This is a genomic window from Streptomyces sp. NPDC056738 (assembly GCF_042790435.1).
GTDB lineage: Bacteria > Actinomycetota > Actinomycetes > Streptomycetales > Streptomycetaceae > Streptomyces.
The window spans coordinates 85,469-103,108 of record NZ_JBHTZF010000017.1; the positions used below are offsets into that span (position 1 = coordinate 85,469).

18 protein-coding genes are annotated in these 17,640 nt (G+C 73.1%); 11 read left to right on the forward strand and 7 right to left on the reverse strand.

Annotated features, from left to right (window positions below; translation table 11 throughout):
- Window positions 1-17: 17 nt before the first annotated feature.
- Window positions 18-1,259 (reverse strand): anion permease, encoded by a 1,242-nt coding sequence (locus ACFRIC_RS35080; protein WP_382794593.1) that lies wholly within the window; start codon window positions 1,257-1,259, stop codon window positions 18-20.
- Between the two features lie 494 nt (window positions 1,260-1,753).
- Between ACFRIC_RS35080 and ACFRIC_RS35085 the strand changes: the two genes are divergently transcribed.
- From ACFRIC_RS35085 to ACFRIC_RS35095, 3 genes are all read left to right on the forward strand, one after another.
- Complete coding sequence (locus tag ACFRIC_RS35085; protein WP_382794595.1) at window positions 1,754-2,485, forward strand: class II aldolase/adducin family protein; 732 nt, start codon at window positions 1,754-1,756, stop codon at window positions 2,483-2,485.
- A gap of 181 nt (window positions 2,486-2,666) precedes the next feature.
- The gene (locus ACFRIC_RS35090) at window positions 2,667-3,794 is read left to right on the forward strand and encodes an alpha/beta hydrolase family protein (protein WP_382794598.1); all 1,128 of its coding nucleotides are present in this window, start codon (window positions 2,667-2,669) and stop codon (window positions 3,792-3,794) included.
- 168 nt (window positions 3,795-3,962) lie between these two features.
- On the forward strand, window positions 3,963-5,372 hold the full coding sequence (locus ACFRIC_RS35095) for a hypothetical protein (protein WP_382794602.1): 1,410 nt from the start codon (window positions 3,963-3,965) through the stop codon (window positions 5,370-5,372).
- Window positions 5,373-5,414: 42 nt separating this feature from the next.
- Here the strand turns inward: ACFRIC_RS35095 and ACFRIC_RS35100 are convergent, their stop codons facing one another.
- Together ACFRIC_RS35100 and ACFRIC_RS35105 are read right to left on the reverse strand one after the other, a co-directional pair.
- Complete coding sequence (locus tag ACFRIC_RS35100; protein ID WP_382794604.1) at window positions 5,415-5,825, reverse strand: VOC family protein; 411 nt, start codon at window positions 5,823-5,825, stop codon at window positions 5,415-5,417.
- Between the two features lie 106 nt (window positions 5,826-5,931).
- A complete protein-coding gene (locus ACFRIC_RS35105; protein ID WP_382794607.1) occupies window positions 5,932-6,819 on the reverse strand; it encodes a neutral zinc metallopeptidase in 888 nt (295 codons plus the stop codon).
- 278 nt (window positions 6,820-7,097) lie between these two features.
- On the opposite strand from ACFRIC_RS35105, the gene ACFRIC_RS35110 reads away from it, so the two are divergent.
- The 3 genes from ACFRIC_RS35110 to ACFRIC_RS35120 all read left to right on the forward strand — a co-directional run bounded on the left by ACFRIC_RS35110 (window position 7,098) and on the right by ACFRIC_RS35120 (window position 10,240).
- Window positions 7,098-8,696 carry an ABC-F family ATP-binding cassette domain-containing protein gene (locus tag ACFRIC_RS35110; protein WP_382794609.1) on the forward strand — a complete coding sequence of 533 codons (1,599 nt, stop codon included), beginning with the start codon at window positions 7,098-7,100 and terminating at the stop codon, window positions 8,694-8,696.
- A gap of 373 nt (window positions 8,697-9,069) precedes the next feature.
- Window positions 9,070-9,291 (forward strand): helix-turn-helix domain-containing protein, encoded by a 222-nt coding sequence (locus ACFRIC_RS35115; RefSeq protein ID WP_006123601.1) that lies wholly within the window; start codon window positions 9,070-9,072, stop codon window positions 9,289-9,291.
- Window positions 9,292-9,436: 145 nt separating this feature from the next.
- Window positions 9,437-10,240 carry an enoyl-CoA hydratase/isomerase family protein gene (locus tag ACFRIC_RS35120; protein ID WP_382794612.1) on the forward strand — a complete coding sequence of 268 codons (804 nt, stop codon included), beginning with the start codon at window positions 9,437-9,439 and terminating at the stop codon, window positions 10,238-10,240.
- 194 nt (window positions 10,241-10,434) lie between these two features.
- Here ACFRIC_RS35120 and ACFRIC_RS35125 read toward each other — a convergent pair whose 3' ends face one another.
- Window positions 10,435-11,196 (reverse strand): nucleopolyhedrovirus P10 family protein, encoded by a 762-nt coding sequence (locus ACFRIC_RS35125; RefSeq protein WP_382794614.1) that lies wholly within the window; start codon window positions 11,194-11,196, stop codon window positions 10,435-10,437.
- A gap of 87 nt (window positions 11,197-11,283) precedes the next feature.
- Between ACFRIC_RS35125 and ACFRIC_RS35130 the strand changes: the two genes are divergently transcribed.
- From ACFRIC_RS35130 to amaP, 5 genes are all read left to right on the forward strand, one after another.
- Window positions 11,284-11,769, forward strand: a complete 486-nt coding sequence (locus ACFRIC_RS35130) for an Asp23/Gls24 family envelope stress response protein (RefSeq protein WP_361685684.1) — start codon at window positions 11,284-11,286, stop codon at window positions 11,767-11,769.
- An 84-nt stretch (window positions 11,770-11,853) separates the two neighbouring features.
- Entirely contained in the window at window positions 11,854-12,039 is a 186-nt protein-coding gene (locus tag ACFRIC_RS35135) for a hypothetical protein (protein WP_382794616.1), read from the forward strand.
- A 3-nt stretch (window positions 12,040-12,042) separates the two neighbouring features.
- Complete coding sequence (locus ACFRIC_RS35140) at window positions 12,043-12,471, forward strand: Asp23/Gls24 family envelope stress response protein (protein WP_382794619.1); 429 nt, start codon at window positions 12,043-12,045, stop codon at window positions 12,469-12,471.
- Window positions 12,468-13,163: a DUF6286 domain-containing protein gene (locus tag ACFRIC_RS35145; protein WP_382794622.1), complete on the forward strand. Its 696-nt coding sequence runs from the start codon at window positions 12,468-12,470 to the stop codon at window positions 13,161-13,163. The genes ACFRIC_RS35140 and ACFRIC_RS35145 overlap by 4 nt, the downstream gene beginning before the upstream one ends.
- Window positions 13,160-13,747: an alkaline shock response membrane anchor protein AmaP gene (amaP, locus tag ACFRIC_RS35150; RefSeq protein ID WP_382794625.1), complete on the forward strand. Its 588-nt coding sequence runs from the start codon at window positions 13,160-13,162 to the stop codon at window positions 13,745-13,747. The genes ACFRIC_RS35145 and amaP overlap by 4 nt, the downstream gene beginning before the upstream one ends.
- Before the next feature lie 291 nt (window positions 13,748-14,038).
- On the opposite strand, the gene ACFRIC_RS35155 is transcribed toward amaP, so the two are convergent.
- From ACFRIC_RS35155 to ACFRIC_RS35165, 3 genes are all read right to left on the reverse strand, one after another.
- Window positions 14,039-14,794, reverse strand: coding sequence for an SDR family oxidoreductase (locus tag ACFRIC_RS35155; RefSeq protein ID WP_382794629.1), 756 nt, complete (start codon window positions 14,792-14,794; stop codon window positions 14,039-14,041).
- 14 nt (window positions 14,795-14,808) lie between these two features.
- Window positions 14,809-16,626: a glycoside hydrolase family 15 protein gene (locus tag ACFRIC_RS35160; protein ID WP_382794632.1), complete on the reverse strand. Its 1,818-nt coding sequence runs from the start codon at window positions 16,624-16,626 to the stop codon at window positions 14,809-14,811.
- A gap of 217 nt (window positions 16,627-16,843) precedes the next feature.
- On the reverse strand, window positions 16,844-17,635 hold the full coding sequence (locus tag ACFRIC_RS35165; RefSeq protein ID WP_382794635.1) for an SURF1 family protein: 792 nt from the start codon (window positions 17,633-17,635) through the stop codon (window positions 16,844-16,846).
- Between the last annotated feature and the right edge of the window lie 5 nt (window positions 17,636-17,640).

Genomic DNA, 17,640 nt, shown 5'->3' on the forward strand with positions numbered 1-17,640 from the left:
GTTTCTTCCTTCGGTTCTCAGGCCACTCGGGACGGCGCCGACGGGTTCGCCGTGGGCTCGGCCGGAGCCGGGATGGTGGCCGTGAGGCCTTCGGCCACGGTGCCGGCCGGGGGCGGGGTGACCGCGGCGATGGCCTGCGTCACCACACCGGCGGGCTCCTCGGTGTCGTTCACGTTGTTGTGGTCGACGACCTCGCGGCGCGAGCGGCGCCAGATCGCGAAGCTGGAACCGACCAGGAAGACCGCGACCAGCGTGGTGCCCCAGGCGCCGAAACCGGTCACCCATTCGGCGAGCGCGCCGACCAGGGCGGCGGCGGGCAGCGTGAGGACCCAGGCGACGACCATGCGGGTGGCGGTGGACCAGCGGACCACACCGCCCTTGCGGCCGAGACCGGCGCCCATCACGGAACCGGAGACCGAGTGCGTGGTGGAGAGGGAGAAGCCGATGTGCGAGGAGGCCAGGATGACCGTCGCCGCGCTGGTCTGGGCGGCGAAGCCCTGCTGCGGCTGAAGGTCGGTCAGGCCCCGGCCCATCGTGCGGATGATGCGCCAGCCGCCGAGGTAGGTGCCGAGCGCGATGGCGAGACCGGCGGAGAGGATGACCCAGACCGGCGGGTCGGAGTCGGGAGCGACGGCGCCACCGGCGACCAGGGCCAGGGTGATGATGCCCATCGTCTTCTGCGCGTCGTTGGTGCCGTGGGCCAGCGAGACCAGGCCCGCGGAGGCGATCTGGCCGGCGCGGTAGCCCTTCTTGGTGGCCTTGGTGTCGGCGCCACCGCTCAGCTTGTACGACAGCCGGGTCGCGAGCATGGCGGCCAGACCGGCGACGATCGGGGCGGCGACGGCGGGCAGAAGCACCTTGCCGACCAGGACGTCACCGTGCACGGCGCCGGTACCGGCGGAGGCGATGGTGGCGCCGACCAGGCCGCCCATGAGGGCGTGCGAGGAGCTGGACGGGAGTCCGACGAGCCACGTCACCAGATTCCAGAGGATCGCGCCGACGAGCGCGGCGAAGATCACCTCTGGCCGGATGCCTGTCTCGTCGACGAGGCCCTTGGAGATCGTGTTGGCGACCTCGACGGAGAGGAAGGCGCCGACAAGGTTGAGGGCGGCGGACATGGCCACCGCGACCTTGGGCTTGAGTGCGCCGGTCGAGATGGTGGTGGCCATCGCGTTGGCGGTGTCGTGGAAACCGTTCGTGAAATCGAACACGAGAGCGGTGACGATCACGATTCCGAGGAGGAGCGTGATGTGTTCCATTTACCCAGGCTTCTGTTGGACGTCAGTGGCAGGTGGACCGTAGGCAACCTGGGTGAACGGAAGATGAACTGGGCCGGACCGGGTGGTGTCCTGAACGGTGGATCCTCATTCCGCTTGTGTGGAGGAACGGTTCGGCAGGTTCGAACGGATTCGGAATTCCGTGCTCCGCTTGGGGTCCGCGCCTCGGGTTCGCGGCTCGAACTGAGGGGGGTTTAGATGACGAGATCCCCGTCACGCCCAGGCTGTAGCCGTCATCACACCCCTGGACGGCTCGAAGGGGTCGCCCGGTGAGGGTCCTCCGGGCCGGTGCGGGGTCGTAGCGGGTCGACCACGGGGTGTGATCCGCGGCAAATGTCCGACCGGCGCGACGTCCGCGATCCGACGACATGATGTGACTCAAATCACATACAACCGTGGGCTCTTGGCGGGTCGTATACGTCCTGGAGCCCGCCCGCACGCGGTGCGCGAGAGGCCATGCCTGGCAGGATCGCGTCATGACTGAGCGGCACCGGGACGCACGCGACGGACACGAGCACCGGCGGACGACGGGCGGGCCCGGCGAGCCGCCCCCGGCGGACCCGCGGGACACCCTCCGGCACGCCTGGGACGACCTGGTCTCCACGGCCCGGCGCACGGTCGCCGACGGGCTGGTCGTCGGCACGTCCGGCAACGTCTCGGTCCGCGTCGGCGACACCGTCCTGGTCACCCCCACGGGCGTCCCCTACGACCGGCTGACCCCCGACGACATCACCGGCGTCGACCTCGACGGCCGGCAGGTGCTCGGCTCGCTGCGGCCGACCAGCGAACTGCCCATGCACCTCGCGGTGTACGGCGCGACCGGAACGCGGGCCGTCGTCCACACCCACGCACCGCACGCGACGGCCGTCTCGCTCCTCGTCCACGAACTCCCGCTCGTCCACTACATGGCGGCGGCCCTCGGCGGCCCGGTCCGCGTCGCCCCCTACGCGGCCTACGGCACACCCGAGCTGGCCGAGAACACCCTCCGGGCCCTGGCCGGCCGCACCGCCTGCCTCCTGCGCAACCACGGCACCATCGCCCACGGGGCCTCGCTGGACCAGGCGTACGACCGCACGGCCCAGCTCGAATGGATGTGCCGCGTCTGGCTCCTGTCCTCCTCCGTCCCGGGCCTCACCCCCGCCCTGCTCTCCCCGGCCCAGCTCGAGGAGGCGGGCGAGCGCCTGCGCGGCTACGGCCAGCAGACCTGAGAGCCAGCCGGGGCCGGTGACCCGAGATCCGCCGGGGCCGGGGGCCCGAGATCCGCCCGGGCCGGGGGCCCGAGGCACGCCCGCGCCGCCGCCCCGGTACGAAGGGGGCGCGCACGTCGTCCGTCACCCCGTTGACGCGCTCCCGCTGGCCGATGGTCCGGTCCCCCGGGAAACTGGTCGGGTGCGCACCCTAAAAGCCACGGCAGCGGCCGTCACCGTAGCCATAGCCGCCGGCGCGGCCTCCGTGGCGGCGGGCCGGTTCGCCAGCGACGCCGCGCTGAAGACGAGGCCCGGCAAGCCTCTGGCCACCGAGCCCCGGCTCACCGTGCACGCCACGACGTCGGGCGGCATCACCCTCACCAGGGCCCTGGCGTCCCGGCGCCCGGGAACCTACGGCCTCGCGGGCGACGGCTCGCACGCGATCGTCGGCCCCCTCCAGAACTCCGTGCCCCACACCGCCGACACCGTCGTACGCAGCCTGGAACGCGTCACCCACGGCTCCCTGGAGCCCGGCGACAAGGTGTGGCTGACCCCGAACCTGTACGTCGGCGACCCCGGGTCCGCCCTCGGACTCGAACACGCCGACGTCGACGTGCCCGGGGAACTCGGCGCACTGCCCGCCTGGTTCGTGCCCGCGGTCCGCGACACCTGGGTCATCACCGTGCACGGCCTCGGCACCACCCGCGAACACCCCATGAACCTGATGGGGTTCCTGAACGGCCGGCACTTCCCCGTCCTCGACCTCGCCTACCGCGGCGACCTCGGCGCACCCCGCCCGCCCGACGGCCTGAACCACCTCGGCGAGACCGAGTGGCGCGACCTCGACGCGGCCATCCGCTACGCCGTGCGGTTCGGAGCCGAGCGGGTCGTCCTGTACGGCTGGTCCACCGGCGCCACGATGGCCCTGCGCGCCGCCGCCCACTCCGCGCTGCGCGAGCGCATCTCCGGACTCGTCCTGGACTCACCCGTCCTCGACTGGGAGACCACGCTGCGCGCCCTCGCCGGCGCCCGCCACACCCCCGGCTTCCTGCTGCCGCTCGCCGTGCGCGCCGCGCAGGGCCGCACCGGCGTACGCGGCGACCGCATCGCCCACGCCGCACACCCCGACCAGGTCAAGGTGCCCACCCTGCTCGTGCACGGCCCCGACGACGGCATCGCCCCCTGGGGCGCCTCCCGCCGCCTCGCCGCGAGCCGGCCCGACCTCGTCACCCTGCACACCGTCCCGAACGCCCCGCACGGCGCCATGTGGAACGCCGACCCGGCGACCTACGAAGAAGCCCTGCGGCGGTTCCTCACCCCCCTGATGTGAGCGCCCGGGCCGCCGCGGGGACAGGCTTCCGGTTGGGCCCCGGACAACTCCGCGCGGCCCGCGTTCCCGTGCGCGGGGCACCCCGGCAGGCCCCCGCTCCCGGCGCCCCCGCGGTCCGCGACGGCATTCCGTTTGGGTTTTCGGACTGTCAACCGCAAGACTGCACCCGTGACGTCCCGTAACCCGCGCGACTCCAGGCTCCGACTCGTCAGCCCCCGGTCCCTCGCGACCGCTCCCCGAGCGGTGACCCAGCGCCGCACCCGCCGCCCCGCACCGCGGCCGCCGGAAGGCACACCGCCGCCCGCGGAACTCGCCCGCATGGCGCGCACCGGCCTGTCCGACGCGGCCCGCGTGGCGCGCTGGGCCGACGCCGCCCTGCGCCCGGGACGCGACGGCGCGAACCCCGACGGCAAGGGCACCCTCTCCGACGCCACCGCCGAGCGGGCCGCGACGGATCTCGGACTGGCCCCGGCCCAGGTCCGCGCCGACTGGGACACCGCACGCCTGGCCGGCCTCATCGAGGTGCACGGCGGCGACGCCCGCCCCGGCTGGCGGCTGCGCGCCTGGAGCCGCGACGACAGCGCCGTCCTGCGCGGCTGGGTCGCCCTCTTCGACGCCTGGTCCCTCGCGTACCCCGAGCCGGTGGACCGCGAGCCCGCGGCCGTCGCCGAGGTCGTCTCCGCGATGCCCCAGGTGCTCTCCTTCCTCCAGCTCTCCGCCGGGCCCGTCCCCGTGGACCAGCTTCTCGACCTCCTCGGCCAGCGCGTCACGGAACTGCGCACCGAGCGCTGCGAGATCTCCTACGGCCCCGAGCCCGCGACCGAGCCCGCCCCGGAACCCGCCGAGGTCCCGGACGCCCCCCTCGCCCCGCTCCTCGAATGGGCCCTCCAGGCGCTCGCCTCCGTCGGCGCCCTGACCTACGGCGACGGACAGGCCACCCTCACCGCGCTCGGAAGCTGGGCGGTCTGGGTCAAGCTGGAGCAGATCTGCGTCGCCGCGCAGAGCCCGGCCGGCAACATCGAGCAGTCCGCCGAGGACATGCTCCGAGGCTGCGCCCAGCTCCGCCCCAACGCCGCCCGCGCCGAGTACCGCGCCTGGCTCGCCGCCCGCCCGGTCGGCGGTGCCGTCACCGAACTGATCGCCGCGGCCCGCGGCGAGGACGCCCTCACCCGGGGCCTCGCCTTCGAGGCGCTGCGCGTGGTCGGCGCCCCCGCCGAACCGGACGTGCGCGCGGTGGCCGAGGAGGCCTCACTGCGCCCCTACGCCCTGCTGTGGCTCGCCGAGCACGACGGATACGACCCCGAGGACGCCCACGAGGTCCTCACCCGCGCCGAGTCCACCTGGCTGTGGGTCGACACCGCCGCCGCGGTCGCCGACCACGGCGAGGCCCCGCTCCTGGTCCGCCACCTGGAGTCCGCGGTGCAGCCCACCGTGCCCGCGCTCCTCGACGAGGTGCGCGCCGTCGGGCACCCGCGCACCGTGCAGGTGCTGGTCGCGCTCGCCGCCGCCCACCCCGACCCGGCGCTCGCCAAGGCCGTACGCCGGGCCGCCTTCCAGGTGCACACCGGAGGAAGCTGACCGGCCCGGCCGGGACCGCCCCGGGCCGGAGCCCGGGCGGTCCTACCCGTCCGTCTCGGGGGCGTAGGTGCCGAAGCTCCAGATGTTGCCCTCCAGGTCGCGGGCCATGTAGTCCCGCGAGCCGTAGTCCTGGTCGGTGGGGGCCATCAGGATCTCCGCGCCGTGCTCCACGGCCCGCTGGTGGTGCGCGTCCACGTCGTCCACCACGATGTACACCCCGCACGGGCCCGCGTTCTTCATCGCCTCGTCGAAGCGGCCGCCGCGGCCCTTGGAGCCGAGCATCACCGCGCCGTTGCCCTGCACCAGCTCGGCGTGCATCACCGAGCCGTCCTCGCCCTCGTAGACGGCCAGCTCGGTGAAGCCGAAGGCCTCCGTGAGCTGCTTGATCGCCGCCTTCGCGTCCGCGTACAGCATCGAGGGGTAGATGCTCGGGCGCCCGTTCGTGCCAGCCATAACGATCACTCCGTCTCGTCACAAACGCCGGAATTCCGATCCGCCGCCCAGTCTGGCACCGGCCACTGACAACGCCCCGCGGCCCGGGTCCCCGGCACGCCCACGCTCACCGGAAGGTGTTGCACTGCGCCATGTCGCCGCTGGTGAAGCCCTGGTAGAACCACTGCTGCCGCTGCTTGGCCGACCCGTGCGTCCAGGTCTCCGGCGTCACCCGGCCCTGGTACCGCTCCTGGATCCGGTCGTCGCCGACGGCCCCCGCCGCGTCCAGGCCGTCGCGGATGTCGGCGTCCGTCAGCGAGGTCAGCAGCGGCCTGCCCGACGAGGAGGGAGTGGTGGTCGCGTGCCGCGCCCACACCCCCGCGTAGCAGTCGGCCTGGAGCTCCACCTTCACCGAGTTGCTGTTCGCCCCGGTCACGCCGTCCTGCGAGCGGGCCAGGGTGCCCGTCAGGTTCTGCACGTGATGCCCGTACTCGTGCGCCACGACGTAGGCCTGCGCGAACGGTCCCCCGCCGGAGCCGAACTTCGTCCGCAGATCGTCGAAGAAGCCCAGGTCCAGATAGACCTTGCGGTCACCGGGACAGTAGAAGGGCCCGACGGACGACGACGCGGTGCCGCAGGCGGTGCCGACCCGGCCGCCGAAGAACACCGTCGGGGCCCGGGTGTAGGTGCCGCCCCGGCGCGCGAACTCCCGGTCCCAGTAGGCCTGCACGCTGTTGACCACCGCCACGGTCCGGCAGTCCTCCTGCGCGTTGGCGTCCCGCCCCTTCAGACAGGTCTGCCGCAGTTGCGCGAGCGATGAGGAGGTCGCCCCGGGCTGGTCGCCGTCCGAGGTGAGCCCGAGCTGGTCGGGACCCACCCCGAAGAGCAGCCCGAGGACCAGGGCGATCAGACCGGCGAGGCCACCGCCGATGGTCGCCCTGCCGCCGGGGATGCGACTGCCGCGTACGTCCTGGACCTCGGAGGTGTCCAGATCGGCGTCGTCGTCGAACCGCATGAGCACACCACTTTCGTCGCTCCGTGGCGCCATCCTCGTACGCTCCCGGGCCCCCGGCCCCGGCCCGCGGTCCGAACGGGCGACCCGGCCCCCGGCCGCCGGACCCGGCCGATCCGGGCGTCCGGAGCCTCCCGGAAGGGGGCGAGCATCACAGTGCGCACCGGAAAACTGGTTGCACGGCCCCGTTAGACTTGGCCCATGGCCATTCTCCTCGCGCATTAGACGGCGGGAACGCCTCAGCCGCCCACCCCGCCTCCCCATCGCTCTGGAGTCTGTCCGTGATCTCCGCCTCCGGTATCGAGCTGCGCGCCGGCGCCCGCATCCTCATCGAGTCCGCCACCTTCCGCATCACGAAGGGCGACCGCATCGGTCTGGTCGGCCGCAACGGCGCGGGCAAGACGACCCTGACCAAGGTCCTCGCGGGTGAGGGACAGCCCGCCGCCGGAGCCGTCGCCCGCTCCGGCGAGGTCGGCTACCTCCCGCAGGACCCGCGCACCGGAGACCTCGACGTCCTCGCCCGCGACCGCGTCCTGTCGGCCCGCGGCCTGGACGTACTGATCCGCAAGATGCGCGAGAACGAACAGCGCATCGCCAACGGCTCGGGGGCGACCCGGGAGAAGGCCCTGCGCCAGTACGAGCGCCAGGAGACGGAGTTCCTCACCAAGGGCGGGTACTCCGCGGAGGCCGAGGCCGCGACGATCGCCGCCGCGCTCAACCTGCCCGACCGCGTGCTCGGCCAGCCCCTGCACACGCTCTCCGGCGGTCAGCGCCGTCGTATCGAGCTGGCCCGCATCCTCTTCTCGGACGCCGACACCCTGCTGCTCGACGAGCCGACGAACCACCTCGACGCCGACTCGATCGTCTGGCTGCGCGACTACCTGAAGACCTACCGCGGCGGCTTCATCGTGATCTCCCACGACGTCGACCTCGTGGAGACGGTCGTGAACAAGGTGTTCTACCTGGACGCCAACCGCGCCACGATCGACGTCTACAACATGGGCTGGAAGCTGTACCAGCAGCAGCGCGAGGCCGACGAGAAGCGCCGCAAGCGCGAGCGCCAGAACGCGGAGAAGAAGGCCGCGGCACTGAACGCGCAGGCCGACAAGATGCGCGCCAAGGCCACCAAGACGGTCGCCGCGCAGAACATGGCCAAGCGCGCCGACCGGCTGCTCGCCGGCCTGGAGTCCGTCCGGGTCTCCGACAAGGTCGCCAAGCTCCGCTTTCCGGAGCCCGCGCCCTGCGGCAAGACGCCGCTCATGGCCGAGGGCCTGTCGAAGTCGTACGGCTCCCTGGAGATCTTCACCGACGTCGACCTGGCCATCGACAAGGGCTCCCGCGTCGTCATCCTCGGCCTGAACGGCGCCGGCAAGACGACCCTCCTGCGGCTCCTCGGCGGTGCCGAGAAGCCCGACACCGGAGAGGTCGTCGAGGGCCACGGCCTCAAGCTCGGCTACTACGCGCAGGAGCACGAGACGCTCGACCCCGAGCGCACGGTCCTGGAGAACATGCGCTCCGCCGCCCCCGACCTGGACCTGGTCGAGGTCCGCAAGACGCTCGGCTCGTTCCTGTTCTCCGGCGACGACGTCGACAAGCCGGCCGGCGTCCTCTCCGGCGGTGAGAAGACCCGTCTGGCCCTCGCGACCCTCGTGGTCTCCTCGGCGAACGTGCTGCTGCTCGACGAGCCGACGAACAACCTCGACCCGGCCAGCCGCGAGGAGATCCTCGGCGCGCTGCGCACCTACAAGGGCGCCGTCGTCCTCGTCACCCACGACGAGGGTGCCGTCGAGGCGCTCCAGCCGGAGCGGATCATCCTGCTCCCGGACGGCGTCGAGGACCTGTGGGGCGCCGACTACGCCGACCTGGTGGCCCTCGCCTGAGCCCCGCGCGGCCTCCCGGAGGGGGCCCGAGCCGCTTGATCGATGGAGTGATCCACTGCGTATGGATCATTCGGCCGATCCGTGATCCATCATCTGTGTGAGATCTCCTCGTACCGAGGTGTGTCGTACATCGATTTCACGGCCGAGTCCTTTGTTCCCAAGGGCTCGGCCGTCTTGCGTCCCTGACCAGGTATTTCACGGAGGAACCCGTTCGGCGGTACCGACGCCATCGGCCGGAATCCCTGATTCCGTTCGTGGGGACGGGCTCCTGTCGTCAAAACCTTGTCTTACGGACCTTGCCGAATGGGTGGCCATGACGCCCGAAAGGGGTGATCATGAGAGTCCAGAGCGCACTTCCCATGAGGAGGACCGGGTGGCCGAGACTCTGAAGAAGGGCAGCCGGGTTACCGGCGCCGCGCGCGACAAGCTCGCGGCAGACCTGAAGAAGAAGTACGACTCCGGTGCGAGCATCCGAGCGCTGGCCGAAGAAACCGGCCGCTCGTATGGCTTCGTCCACCGGATGCTCAGCGAGTCGGGTGTCACGCTCCGAGGGCGTGGCGGAGCGACGCGGGGCAAGAAGGCCGCCTCGGCCTGAGGCCGGGCGTCCCCATCGGCTTCGGTGGTGACCACCCGGTCGGTCGGGTGACCGACCGGGTGGTTACTGTGCAGTCACTTAGGTGCGTTCCTCGTGTCTTCGCGAGGTACGCGTCTGATCCGACCGCACCCATCGGAGGCAGCCCATGGCTTCGCTCGACAAGGACCTCGACCCGGTACTCGACAAGGACGGCGTACGGCTCACCGTCGACGACGCGATCGCCACGGTGACGCTGACCAATCCGGCCAAGCGCAATGCCCAGAGTCCCGCTCTCTGGCGGGCCTTGACGCAGGCCGGCCGGTCACTGCCGGGCTCCGTCCGGGTGGTCGTCCTGCGTGCCGAGGGCCAGTCCTTCTCCGCGGGGCTCGACCGGCAGGCGTTCACGCCCGAGGGGTTCGACGGGGAACCGTCGTTCATCGACCTCGCGCGCGGCTCCGACGCCGAGCTCGACGCGACCATCGCCGAGTACCAGGAGGCGTTCACCTGGTGGCGGCGCAGTGACCTCGTGTCCATCGCCGCGGTCCAGGGACATGCCATCGGTGCCGGGTTCCAGCTCGCCCTCGCCTGTGACCTGCGCGTCGTCGCCGACGACGTGCAGTTCGCCATGCGCGAGACCAGCCTCGGCCTGGTGCCCGACCTCACGGGGACGCACCCGCTGGTCGGCCTCGTCGGATACGCCCGCGCGCTGGAGATCTGCGCCACGGGCCGCTTCGTCCTGGCCGAGGAGGCCGAGCGCACCGGGCTCGCCAACCTCGCCGTGCCCGGCGAGCAGCTCGACGCCGCGGTCGGCGACCTCGCCGCGGCGCTGCTGGCCGCGCCGCGGGACGCCGTGATCGAGACGAAGGCGCTGCTGCGCGGGGCCCAGGAGCGGTCCTACGAGGAGCAGCGCACCGCCGAACGCGCCTCCCAGGCCCGCAGGCTCCGCGACCTCGCGGGCGTGGGCGACTAGCGCCTGTCCGAGGACCCGCACGGAGGGCATCCCGCCGTGCGGGCGGTCCGTACGTCGTCCGAGGGTCACCCGAACGACGGTCGCCCGTGCGGGTGTCGTGCCTCGTGCCCGTACGGAGGTGACGCCGTCCGCCGTACGGGGCCGGGTCTCGCGTCCGTACCGTCGTACGGGTCACGCCTCCCGGGGGCCGGCGGTCACCGGTGACGCGTGCCCTCGGTCACGGCCGTCACCAGGACCGCCACGGACGGTTCGTCCTGTGCGGCCTCGGTGACCGCGGCCCTCACCGTCCGTGCCACGTCCACCGCGCGTTCGTCCCCGGAGACCTCCAGCTCGACGCGGACGTGGCGGCGCGGCAGAGCCGTCCCCGTGGCGGGCGGCGCGCTCTCGACGTGGACCGGCCGGCCCAGGGAGTCCGTCAGACGGGTGACCCCGGGGACCGCCAGAACGGCCGACGCGATCCGCGCCTCCTCGGGGTCCTTCGGCACCGGCGACGTCCTCACGTCGCCGGCCGGGGGCGCCGCGGGTGCCTCGTCCTCGTCCTTGTCCTCCGACAGGTCCGTCACCCGCAGGTCGACCTCCGCGACGTCGAGGCCGAGCACCCGGGTCGCGGCGGACACGACGGCCAGGCGCAGCCGGGCCGCGACGGCCGGAAGGGGCTCGACGCCCGGAGCCGTGGGATCCACCGAGGCCCGGAACTCCGCGGTGACGCGCAGCGGGCCCGGCGGCAGAGCGCTGGGCGGCGGCGGTACGGCCGGTGTGCCGGCCAGGTCCGGATCCGCGAGCGCGATCCGCAGCGCCCCGAGCCGCACCCCCTCGACGGCCGCCGTCTCGCGCCGCAGCACCGACCCGGCCGCCTCCTCCGTGATCCACGCCCCGTCGAGCGCGAGGCCCAGCGGCAGGAGCCTGCCGAGTCCGAGCTGCTGCCGTACCACCTGCGTCCACCGGTCCGCCGTCATTGCTCCAGCGTGCCCCATCCACGGCGCGAGACCGCGCGACCCGACCTACTGTGAGCAGAGGAGGACGACCGAAAGGGACGTACGGCGATGACCGACATGACCGAGCGGAACCGGACGGACAGCCCCGACACGGAGAAGGAGCCCCAGCAGACCCGTAAGCCCACCCGGCGCGGCGGCGGAGATCCCGCCACGCGGGGACGCACCACGATCGCCGACGGTGTCGTGGAGAAGATCGCCGGGCTCGCCGCCCGGGACGTGGTCGGTGTCCACACGATGGGCAGCGGGCTGAGCCGCACCTTCGGAGCGGTACGGGACCGGGTGCCGGGCGGTTCCACCAAATCCGTGACGCGGGGTGTGAAGGCCGAGGTCGGAGAGCTGCAGACGGCGCTCGACCTGGAGATCGTCGTCGACTACGGCGTGTCGATCTCCGACGTCGCGCACGCCGTGCGCGAGAACGTCATCTCCGCCGTCGAACGCATGACGGGGCTCGAAGTGGTGGAAGTCAACATCGCGGTGAGTGACGTGAAGCTTCCGGAGGAAGAGGAAGAGGAGCCGGAGTCACGGCTCCAGTGACCCACCGGGCCGCCCGGAACCACGGGACGACCGGCCACCGCACCCTGAGTGATCACGCGGCCACCGACTGCTGAGGAGCGCATCATGAGCTTGGCCGTGATCGGCATGATCGCCGGAATGGCGCTGGGCTTCGCCGGGTACTTCGGCGGCTTCGGCGCCTTCCTCCTGGTGGCCGCCCTGGGGGCCGTCGGGTTCGTCGTCGGACGGTTCCTGGAGGGGGACATGGACATCGGCGACCTCTTCCGTGCCCGCGACGACCGGCGGCGGTGACGCGTGCCAGGTCATGTCGACCGGCTCGGTGAGACCGCGCCGGGCGTCGAGAGGGTCCGGGTCCCGCCGCCCGAGCGGGGCGCCACCCGGATCGCCGACCGTGTCGTCGCGAAGATCGCCTCGCGGGCGGCGCGCGAGGCGCTGCCTCCGCTGCCCGCCGACGCCGCCGCCCCGCACGCGACGGTCGTCGTACGGCGCCAGGCGTCGGGCTCCGGCGGCACGGACGGCACCCCGACGCACAGCGCCCGGGTCCGGGTCAGCCTCGAACTCGGCTACCCCGCGGACATCGGGGCCCAGTGCGGCGAGGTGCGTCGTCATGTCGTCGAGCGGGTAGAGGCGTTGGCGGGGATGGAAGTGCCCGAGGTGGCCGTCCAGGTGGAGCGGCTGCATCTGACACCCGGGCCCGGCGCGGCACAGGGGAGGACGCAATGAGCGAGCCCCAGGGCTCCGAGGACACCCGCAGGATGCCCGTACTGGAGAAGGAGGAGCAGCCGGAGCCGGGAGACGGCGCGGGCGCCCTCGGCCAGTCCGCCTCCTCCGCGGCCTACGAACCGCTGGGGACCGCCGCCGACGAGGACGGCCGCCAGGGCCGGTTCTGGTCCGCGCGCCGCGTTCCCGCCGGCATCCTCGCGTTCCTGCTCCTCGTCGCCGCGGGAGCCTTCCTGTACGACGTCGTGGCCGTGCGCGCCGGACGGTCCGCGTTGCGCTGGCGGACCTGGCTGGCCGAACAGCTCGCCGAACGGCCGCTCGACGACACCGCGGTCCTCGTCGGCGCGGGAGTCGCCGCCACGCTGGGACTGTGGCTGATCGTCCTCGCGGCGACACCGGGACTGCGGGACGTGCTGCCGATGCGGCGCACCCACACCGACGTCCGCGCCGGACTGCACCGGGGCGCCGCGGCGATGGCGCTCCGCGACCGGGCCATGGAGGTCGCGGGTGTCCAGACGGTCCGCGTGCGCGTGAAGCGCCGGAAGGTCGACGTCCGCGCGGTGGCGCACTTCAGGGAGCTCGACGACGTGCGCGCCGACCTCGACGTCACCCTCGCCGACGGCATCAGGGGCCTGGGACTGTCCCGTTCGCCCGCCCTGGCGGTGCATGTCGCGCGGCCCGGACGAAAGGGGTGAGGTCCGTGCTGCGGATCGTCAACCGTGTACTGATCGGCTTCATCGGGCTCGTGCTGCTCGTCCTCGGCGGCTCCGTGCTCGCCGTGGGGCTCGGCGTCCGGCCCCCGTCGTGGTGGATCCACGACGGGCGGCACGACGTGCTGCTCAGTACCGCCGAACGGACCAAGTGGCGCGACCAGGGCTGGTGGTGGCCCGTCGTCATCGCCGCGCTCGCGGTGCTCCTGCTGCTCGCCCTGTGGTGGCTGGTCGCCGTCGTACGGCGCCGGCGGCTCGCCGACGTGCTCGTCGACACCGGTGACGGGGCGGGCGCGCTGCTGCGCGGACAGGCCCTGGAGGGCGTACTGGCCGCCGAATCGGCCCGGCTGGGCGGTGTGGACCGGGCCGACGTCCACCTGACCGGGCGGCGCACTCAGCCCGCGGCGCGCGTGCGGCTCCGGCTGGAACCGCATGTGGACCCCGGACAGGCGCTGCGGCTGCTGACCGTGGAGGCGCTCACGCACGCACGGGACTCGGCCGGCCTCGCCGCACTCCCGGCGGAGGTGCGCCTGCGCGGCGTCAAACACCGCGCCGAACGGGTGACGTGACGGGCCGGGGGCCATGACCAGGGGCCTGGAGCCCCGCCCTTCGTTCTGCCTGCTCGGCCGGGGGTGGAGATCCGCCCGGCGTTCCGCCGTGCCCCGCCGGAGGCCGGAATCCGTCCGGTGTCCTGACGTGTGCGCCGGGGGGCTGGAGGTCCGCCCCGCATGCCGCCGTGCCCGCCGGGGGCCGGACCCCGCCCGGTGTTCTCCTGTGCCCCGCCGGGTCGCGTGGCCCGGCGTCCCGCGTGCCCCGCCGGGGGCCTGGAGCCCCGGCCGGTGTTCTGTTGTGCCGGGGTTCTAGAAGCCGCCCCGCATTCCGCCGTCCACCGGGAGCATGATGCCTGTCAGGTAGGACGCTGCGGGGGAGAGCAGGAAGGCGGCCGTGCGGCCGAACTCCTCCGGGGCGCCGTAGCGGCGCAGCGGGATGCGGGACTCGTTGGCCGCGCGGGTGGCCTCGGGGTCGGCGGACAGACCGTCGAGCTGGCGGACGCGGTCCGTGTCGATGCGGGACGGCAGCAGCCCGACGACGCGGATGCCGCGCGGGCCCAGCTCGTTCGCGAGGGACTTGGCGAAACCGGCCAGGCCCGGACGCAGACCGTTGGAGATGGTGAGGCCGGGGATGGGCTCGTGCACCGAGCCGGAGAGCACGAAGCCGATGACCCCGCCCTCGCCGAGCTCCTCGGCCGCCGCGCGGGCCAGCCGTACCGCACCGAGGAAGACCGACTCGAACGCCACCATCCACTGTTCGTCGGTGTTGTCCGCGGCGAACCCGGGCGGCGGTCCGCCGACGCTGATCAGGATGCCGTCGAAGCCGCCGAAGTGCTCACGGGCGCCGGCGATGAGCCGGGCCGGGGTCTCGGCGGCCCCGTTGTCGGCCGCGACGCCCACCGCGTTCGGGCCGAGCGCGGCGGCGGCGCCGGCCGCGCTCTTCTCGTCGCGTCCGGTGACGACCACCCTGGCGCCGTCGGCGACGAGTTCACGCGCGGCGGCGTTGCCCAGGCCCCGGGTGGCACCCGTGACGACGTACACACGATCCTTCAGTCCAAGATCCATGGCCCCATCCTCCCCTATCCCGGTGACCCGGCCCCCGGTGCTTCCCCCGGCTCGTCGACGCCGAACAGGCTGAGCGCGGACACCACCAGGCCGATGTGGCTGAAGGCCTGGGGGAAGTTGCCGAGCTGGCGGCCCGCGACCGGGTCGTACTCCTCCGACAGCAGTCCCAGGTCGTTGGTGAGACCGACCAGCCGCTCGAACAGCTCCCGCGCCTCGCGGGTACGGCCCGTCAGATGCAGGGCGTCCGCGAGCCAGAACGAGCAGACGACGAAGGTGCCCTCGTCGCCCGGGAGCCCGTCGACGTCGGCCGTCGTCGTGGTGCTGTAGCGGCGCACCAGGAACCCGTCGCGGGCGAGTTCCTCGCGGACCGCGTCGACCGTGCCGACCACCCGCGGATCGTCCGGCGGCAGGAACCCCACGCGCGGGATGAGCAGCAGGGAGGCGTCCAGCTCGGGCGAGCCGTAGGACTGCGTGAAGGTGTTCCTGACGGGGTCGAAGCCGCGCTCGCACACCTCCCGGTGCACCTCGTCGCGCATCGCCCGCCAGCCCTCCAGGTCCCCGTCGAGGCTCGGGTCCTCCTCCAGGGTGCGGACGGCGCGGTCGGCGGCCACCCAGGCCATCACCTTCGAGTACACGAAGTGCCGGCGCGGGCCGCGCACCTCCCAGATCCCCTCGTCGGGCTGCCGCCACGCCACGCGGAGGAACTCCATCATGGCGCACTCCACCCGCCACATGTGGGGCCGGGACGGCAGGCCCGAGCGGCGGGCGAGCGACAGCGAGTCGATGACCTCGCCGTACACGTCGAGCTGCAGTTGGTCGACCGCGCTGTTGCCGACGCGGACGGGCGAGGAGCCCGCGTAGCCGGACAGCCAGGGGATCTCGTACTCCTGCAGCCGGCGTTCACCCGAGAGGCCGTACATGATCTGGAGGGCCGCCGGGTCGCCGGCGACCGCGCGCAGCAGCCAGTCGCGCCAGGCCTCGGCCTCCTCGTGGTAGCCGGCCGACAGGAGCGCGCCGAGGGTGAGGGTGGAGTCGCGCAGCCAGCAGTAGCGGTAGTCCCAGTTGCGGACGCCGCCGAGTTCCTCGGGCAGCGAGGTGGTGGGGGCGGCGACGATGCCGCCGGTCGGCGCGTAGGTGAGGGCCTTGAGGGTGATCAGGGAGCGGACGACGGCGTCCCGGTGCGGACCGTCGTAGCGGCAGCGCGCCGCCCATGCCCTCCAGTCCTGGACGCTGGTCTCCAGGGCCTCGAAGGGATCGCACAGGGGCGGCCGGGGCCGGTGCGAGGGGTGCCAGGTCAGGACGAAGGCGACCTTGTCGCCCGCCTCCACGGTGAACTCCGAGTGCGTGCGGAAGTCCTTGCCGTAGGTGTACACGGGCGGCTCGCTGCGCAGCCACACGGAGTCCGGTCCCGCGACCGCGACCCGGTGGCCGTCCGAGCGGCGCATCCACGGGACGACCGAGCCGTAGTCGAACCGCAGCCGCAGCAGGCTGCGCATCCGGACGCGGCCGGTGAGGCCCTCGATGACGCGTACGACGTCGGGGGCGTGCTCGCGCTGCGGCATCAGGTCGGTCACCCGGACCGAGCCCTCGTCGGTGTCCCATTCGGTGTCCAGCACCAGGGTGTCCGGGCGGTAGGCGCGCCGGGTGCACGCGCCGGCGCCCTCGGGAGCGATCCGCCAGTGGCCGTTGTCCTCGTCGCCGAGCAGGGCGGCGAAACAGGCCGCAGAGTCGAAGCGGGGCAGGCACAGCCAGTCGATGGAGCCGTCGCGGCCCACCAGAGCGGCGGTCTGCTCGTCCCCGATGAGCGCGTAGTCCTCGATGCGTCGGTGCACGGTGGACGGGTTCCCGACCCGGGTGACGGTCAATCGGGCCGCCAGAGTGGCGTGAGCGCCGGGTGGTGCGGAGGGAGGGGGGAACTGGGAGCCCCCGCCGCCGGTCCGCATGCCCGGCGGTCCGCACGCCCGGCGGTCCTCATGCCTGCCGGTCCGCGTGCCCGGCGGTCCTCGTGCCCGCGGGTCGGCCGGCCTGCCGGCCCACCCGCCGGTCGGTCTACACGCCCGCCGGTTCCGCCTCCGGCGTGCTCTCGGCGGCGGCCGCCTCCGCCCGGTCGCGGCGTTCGCGGCGGACCAGGACCACCCAGCCGAACGGGACGCCCGCCGAGAAGAGCCACCACTGGATCGCGTAGGCCATGTGCGGGCCGATGTCGCTGTGCTCGGGGTCGGGGATCAGCTCGGGGGAGCCGCCCCTGGGAGCGGGCGCGGTCTGCTCGACGTAGCCGCCGAGGACGTCCTTGCCGAGGCGCTGCGCCTCCTGCCCGCTGCTGATCAGCATGACCTGACGGTCGGGCAGGCCCTGGACGTTCTTGATGCCGCTCTCGGCGGTCGTCTGGTCGGCCATCAGCCGGCCGGTGACGGTGATCTCGCCCGCGGCGGGGGCGGGGATCTTTGGGAAGGCGGTCTGCGCGCCGTCCGCCGGGACCCAGCCCCGGTTGACCATGAGGACGCGGCCGTCGTCCAGGACGAACGGGGTCAGGACGTGGTAGCCGACCTCGCCGTCGGCGTTGGTGCGGCGGCGGACGACCTCTTCGTGCGCGGTGTCGAAGCGGCCCTTCGCCGTCACCCGGCGGTACAGGTCGTCGTCCCGGATCTGCCGGCCCGGTGTGGTGACCGTCTCCACGGGGACCGGCTTCGCGGCGAGCGAGTCGGAGATCACCGTGTTCAGGGCGACCTTGTGCTCGTGCCGGTGGAGCTGCCAGAAGCCCAGCTTGATCATCGTCGGGATGAGCGCGAGGGCCACGAGGGTGAGGATCACCCACTGGCGGGTCAACAGGAAGCGGTACACCCCAT

Coding starts and splice junctions, on each gene's coding strand:
- ACFRIC_RS35085 (WP_382794595.1), top strand. CDS start 1,754: ATGACTGAGCGGCACCGGGACGCACGCGACGGACACGAGCACCGGCGG.
- ACFRIC_RS35125 (WP_382794614.1), bottom strand. CDS start 11,196: ATGACGGCGGACCGGTGGACGCAGGTGGTACGGCAGCAGCTCGGACTC.
- ACFRIC_RS35145 (WP_382794622.1), top strand. CDS start 12,468: ATGAGCGAGCCCCAGGGCTCCGAGGACACCCGCAGGATGCCCGTACTG.
- ACFRIC_RS35120 (WP_382794612.1), top strand. CDS start 9,437: ATGGCTTCGCTCGACAAGGACCTCGACCCGGTACTCGACAAGGACGGC.
- ACFRIC_RS35135 (WP_382794616.1), top strand. CDS start 11,854: ATGAGCTTGGCCGTGATCGGCATGATCGCCGGAATGGCGCTGGGCTTC.
- ACFRIC_RS35080 (WP_382794593.1), bottom strand. CDS start 1,259: ATGGAACACATCACGCTCCTCCTCGGAATCGTGATCGTCACCGCTCTC.
- ACFRIC_RS35105 (WP_382794607.1), bottom strand. CDS start 6,819: ATGCGGTTCGACGACGACGCCGATCTGGACACCTCCGAGGTCCAGGAC.
- ACFRIC_RS35155 (WP_382794629.1), bottom strand. CDS start 14,794: ATGGATCTTGGACTGAAGGATCGTGTGTACGTCGTCACGGGTGCCACC.
- ACFRIC_RS35100 (WP_382794604.1), bottom strand. CDS start 5,825: ATGGCTGGCACGAACGGGCGCCCGAGCATCTACCCCTCGATGCTGTAC.
- ACFRIC_RS35130 (WP_361685684.1), top strand. CDS start 11,284: ATGACCGACATGACCGAGCGGAACCGGACGGACAGCCCCGACACGGAG.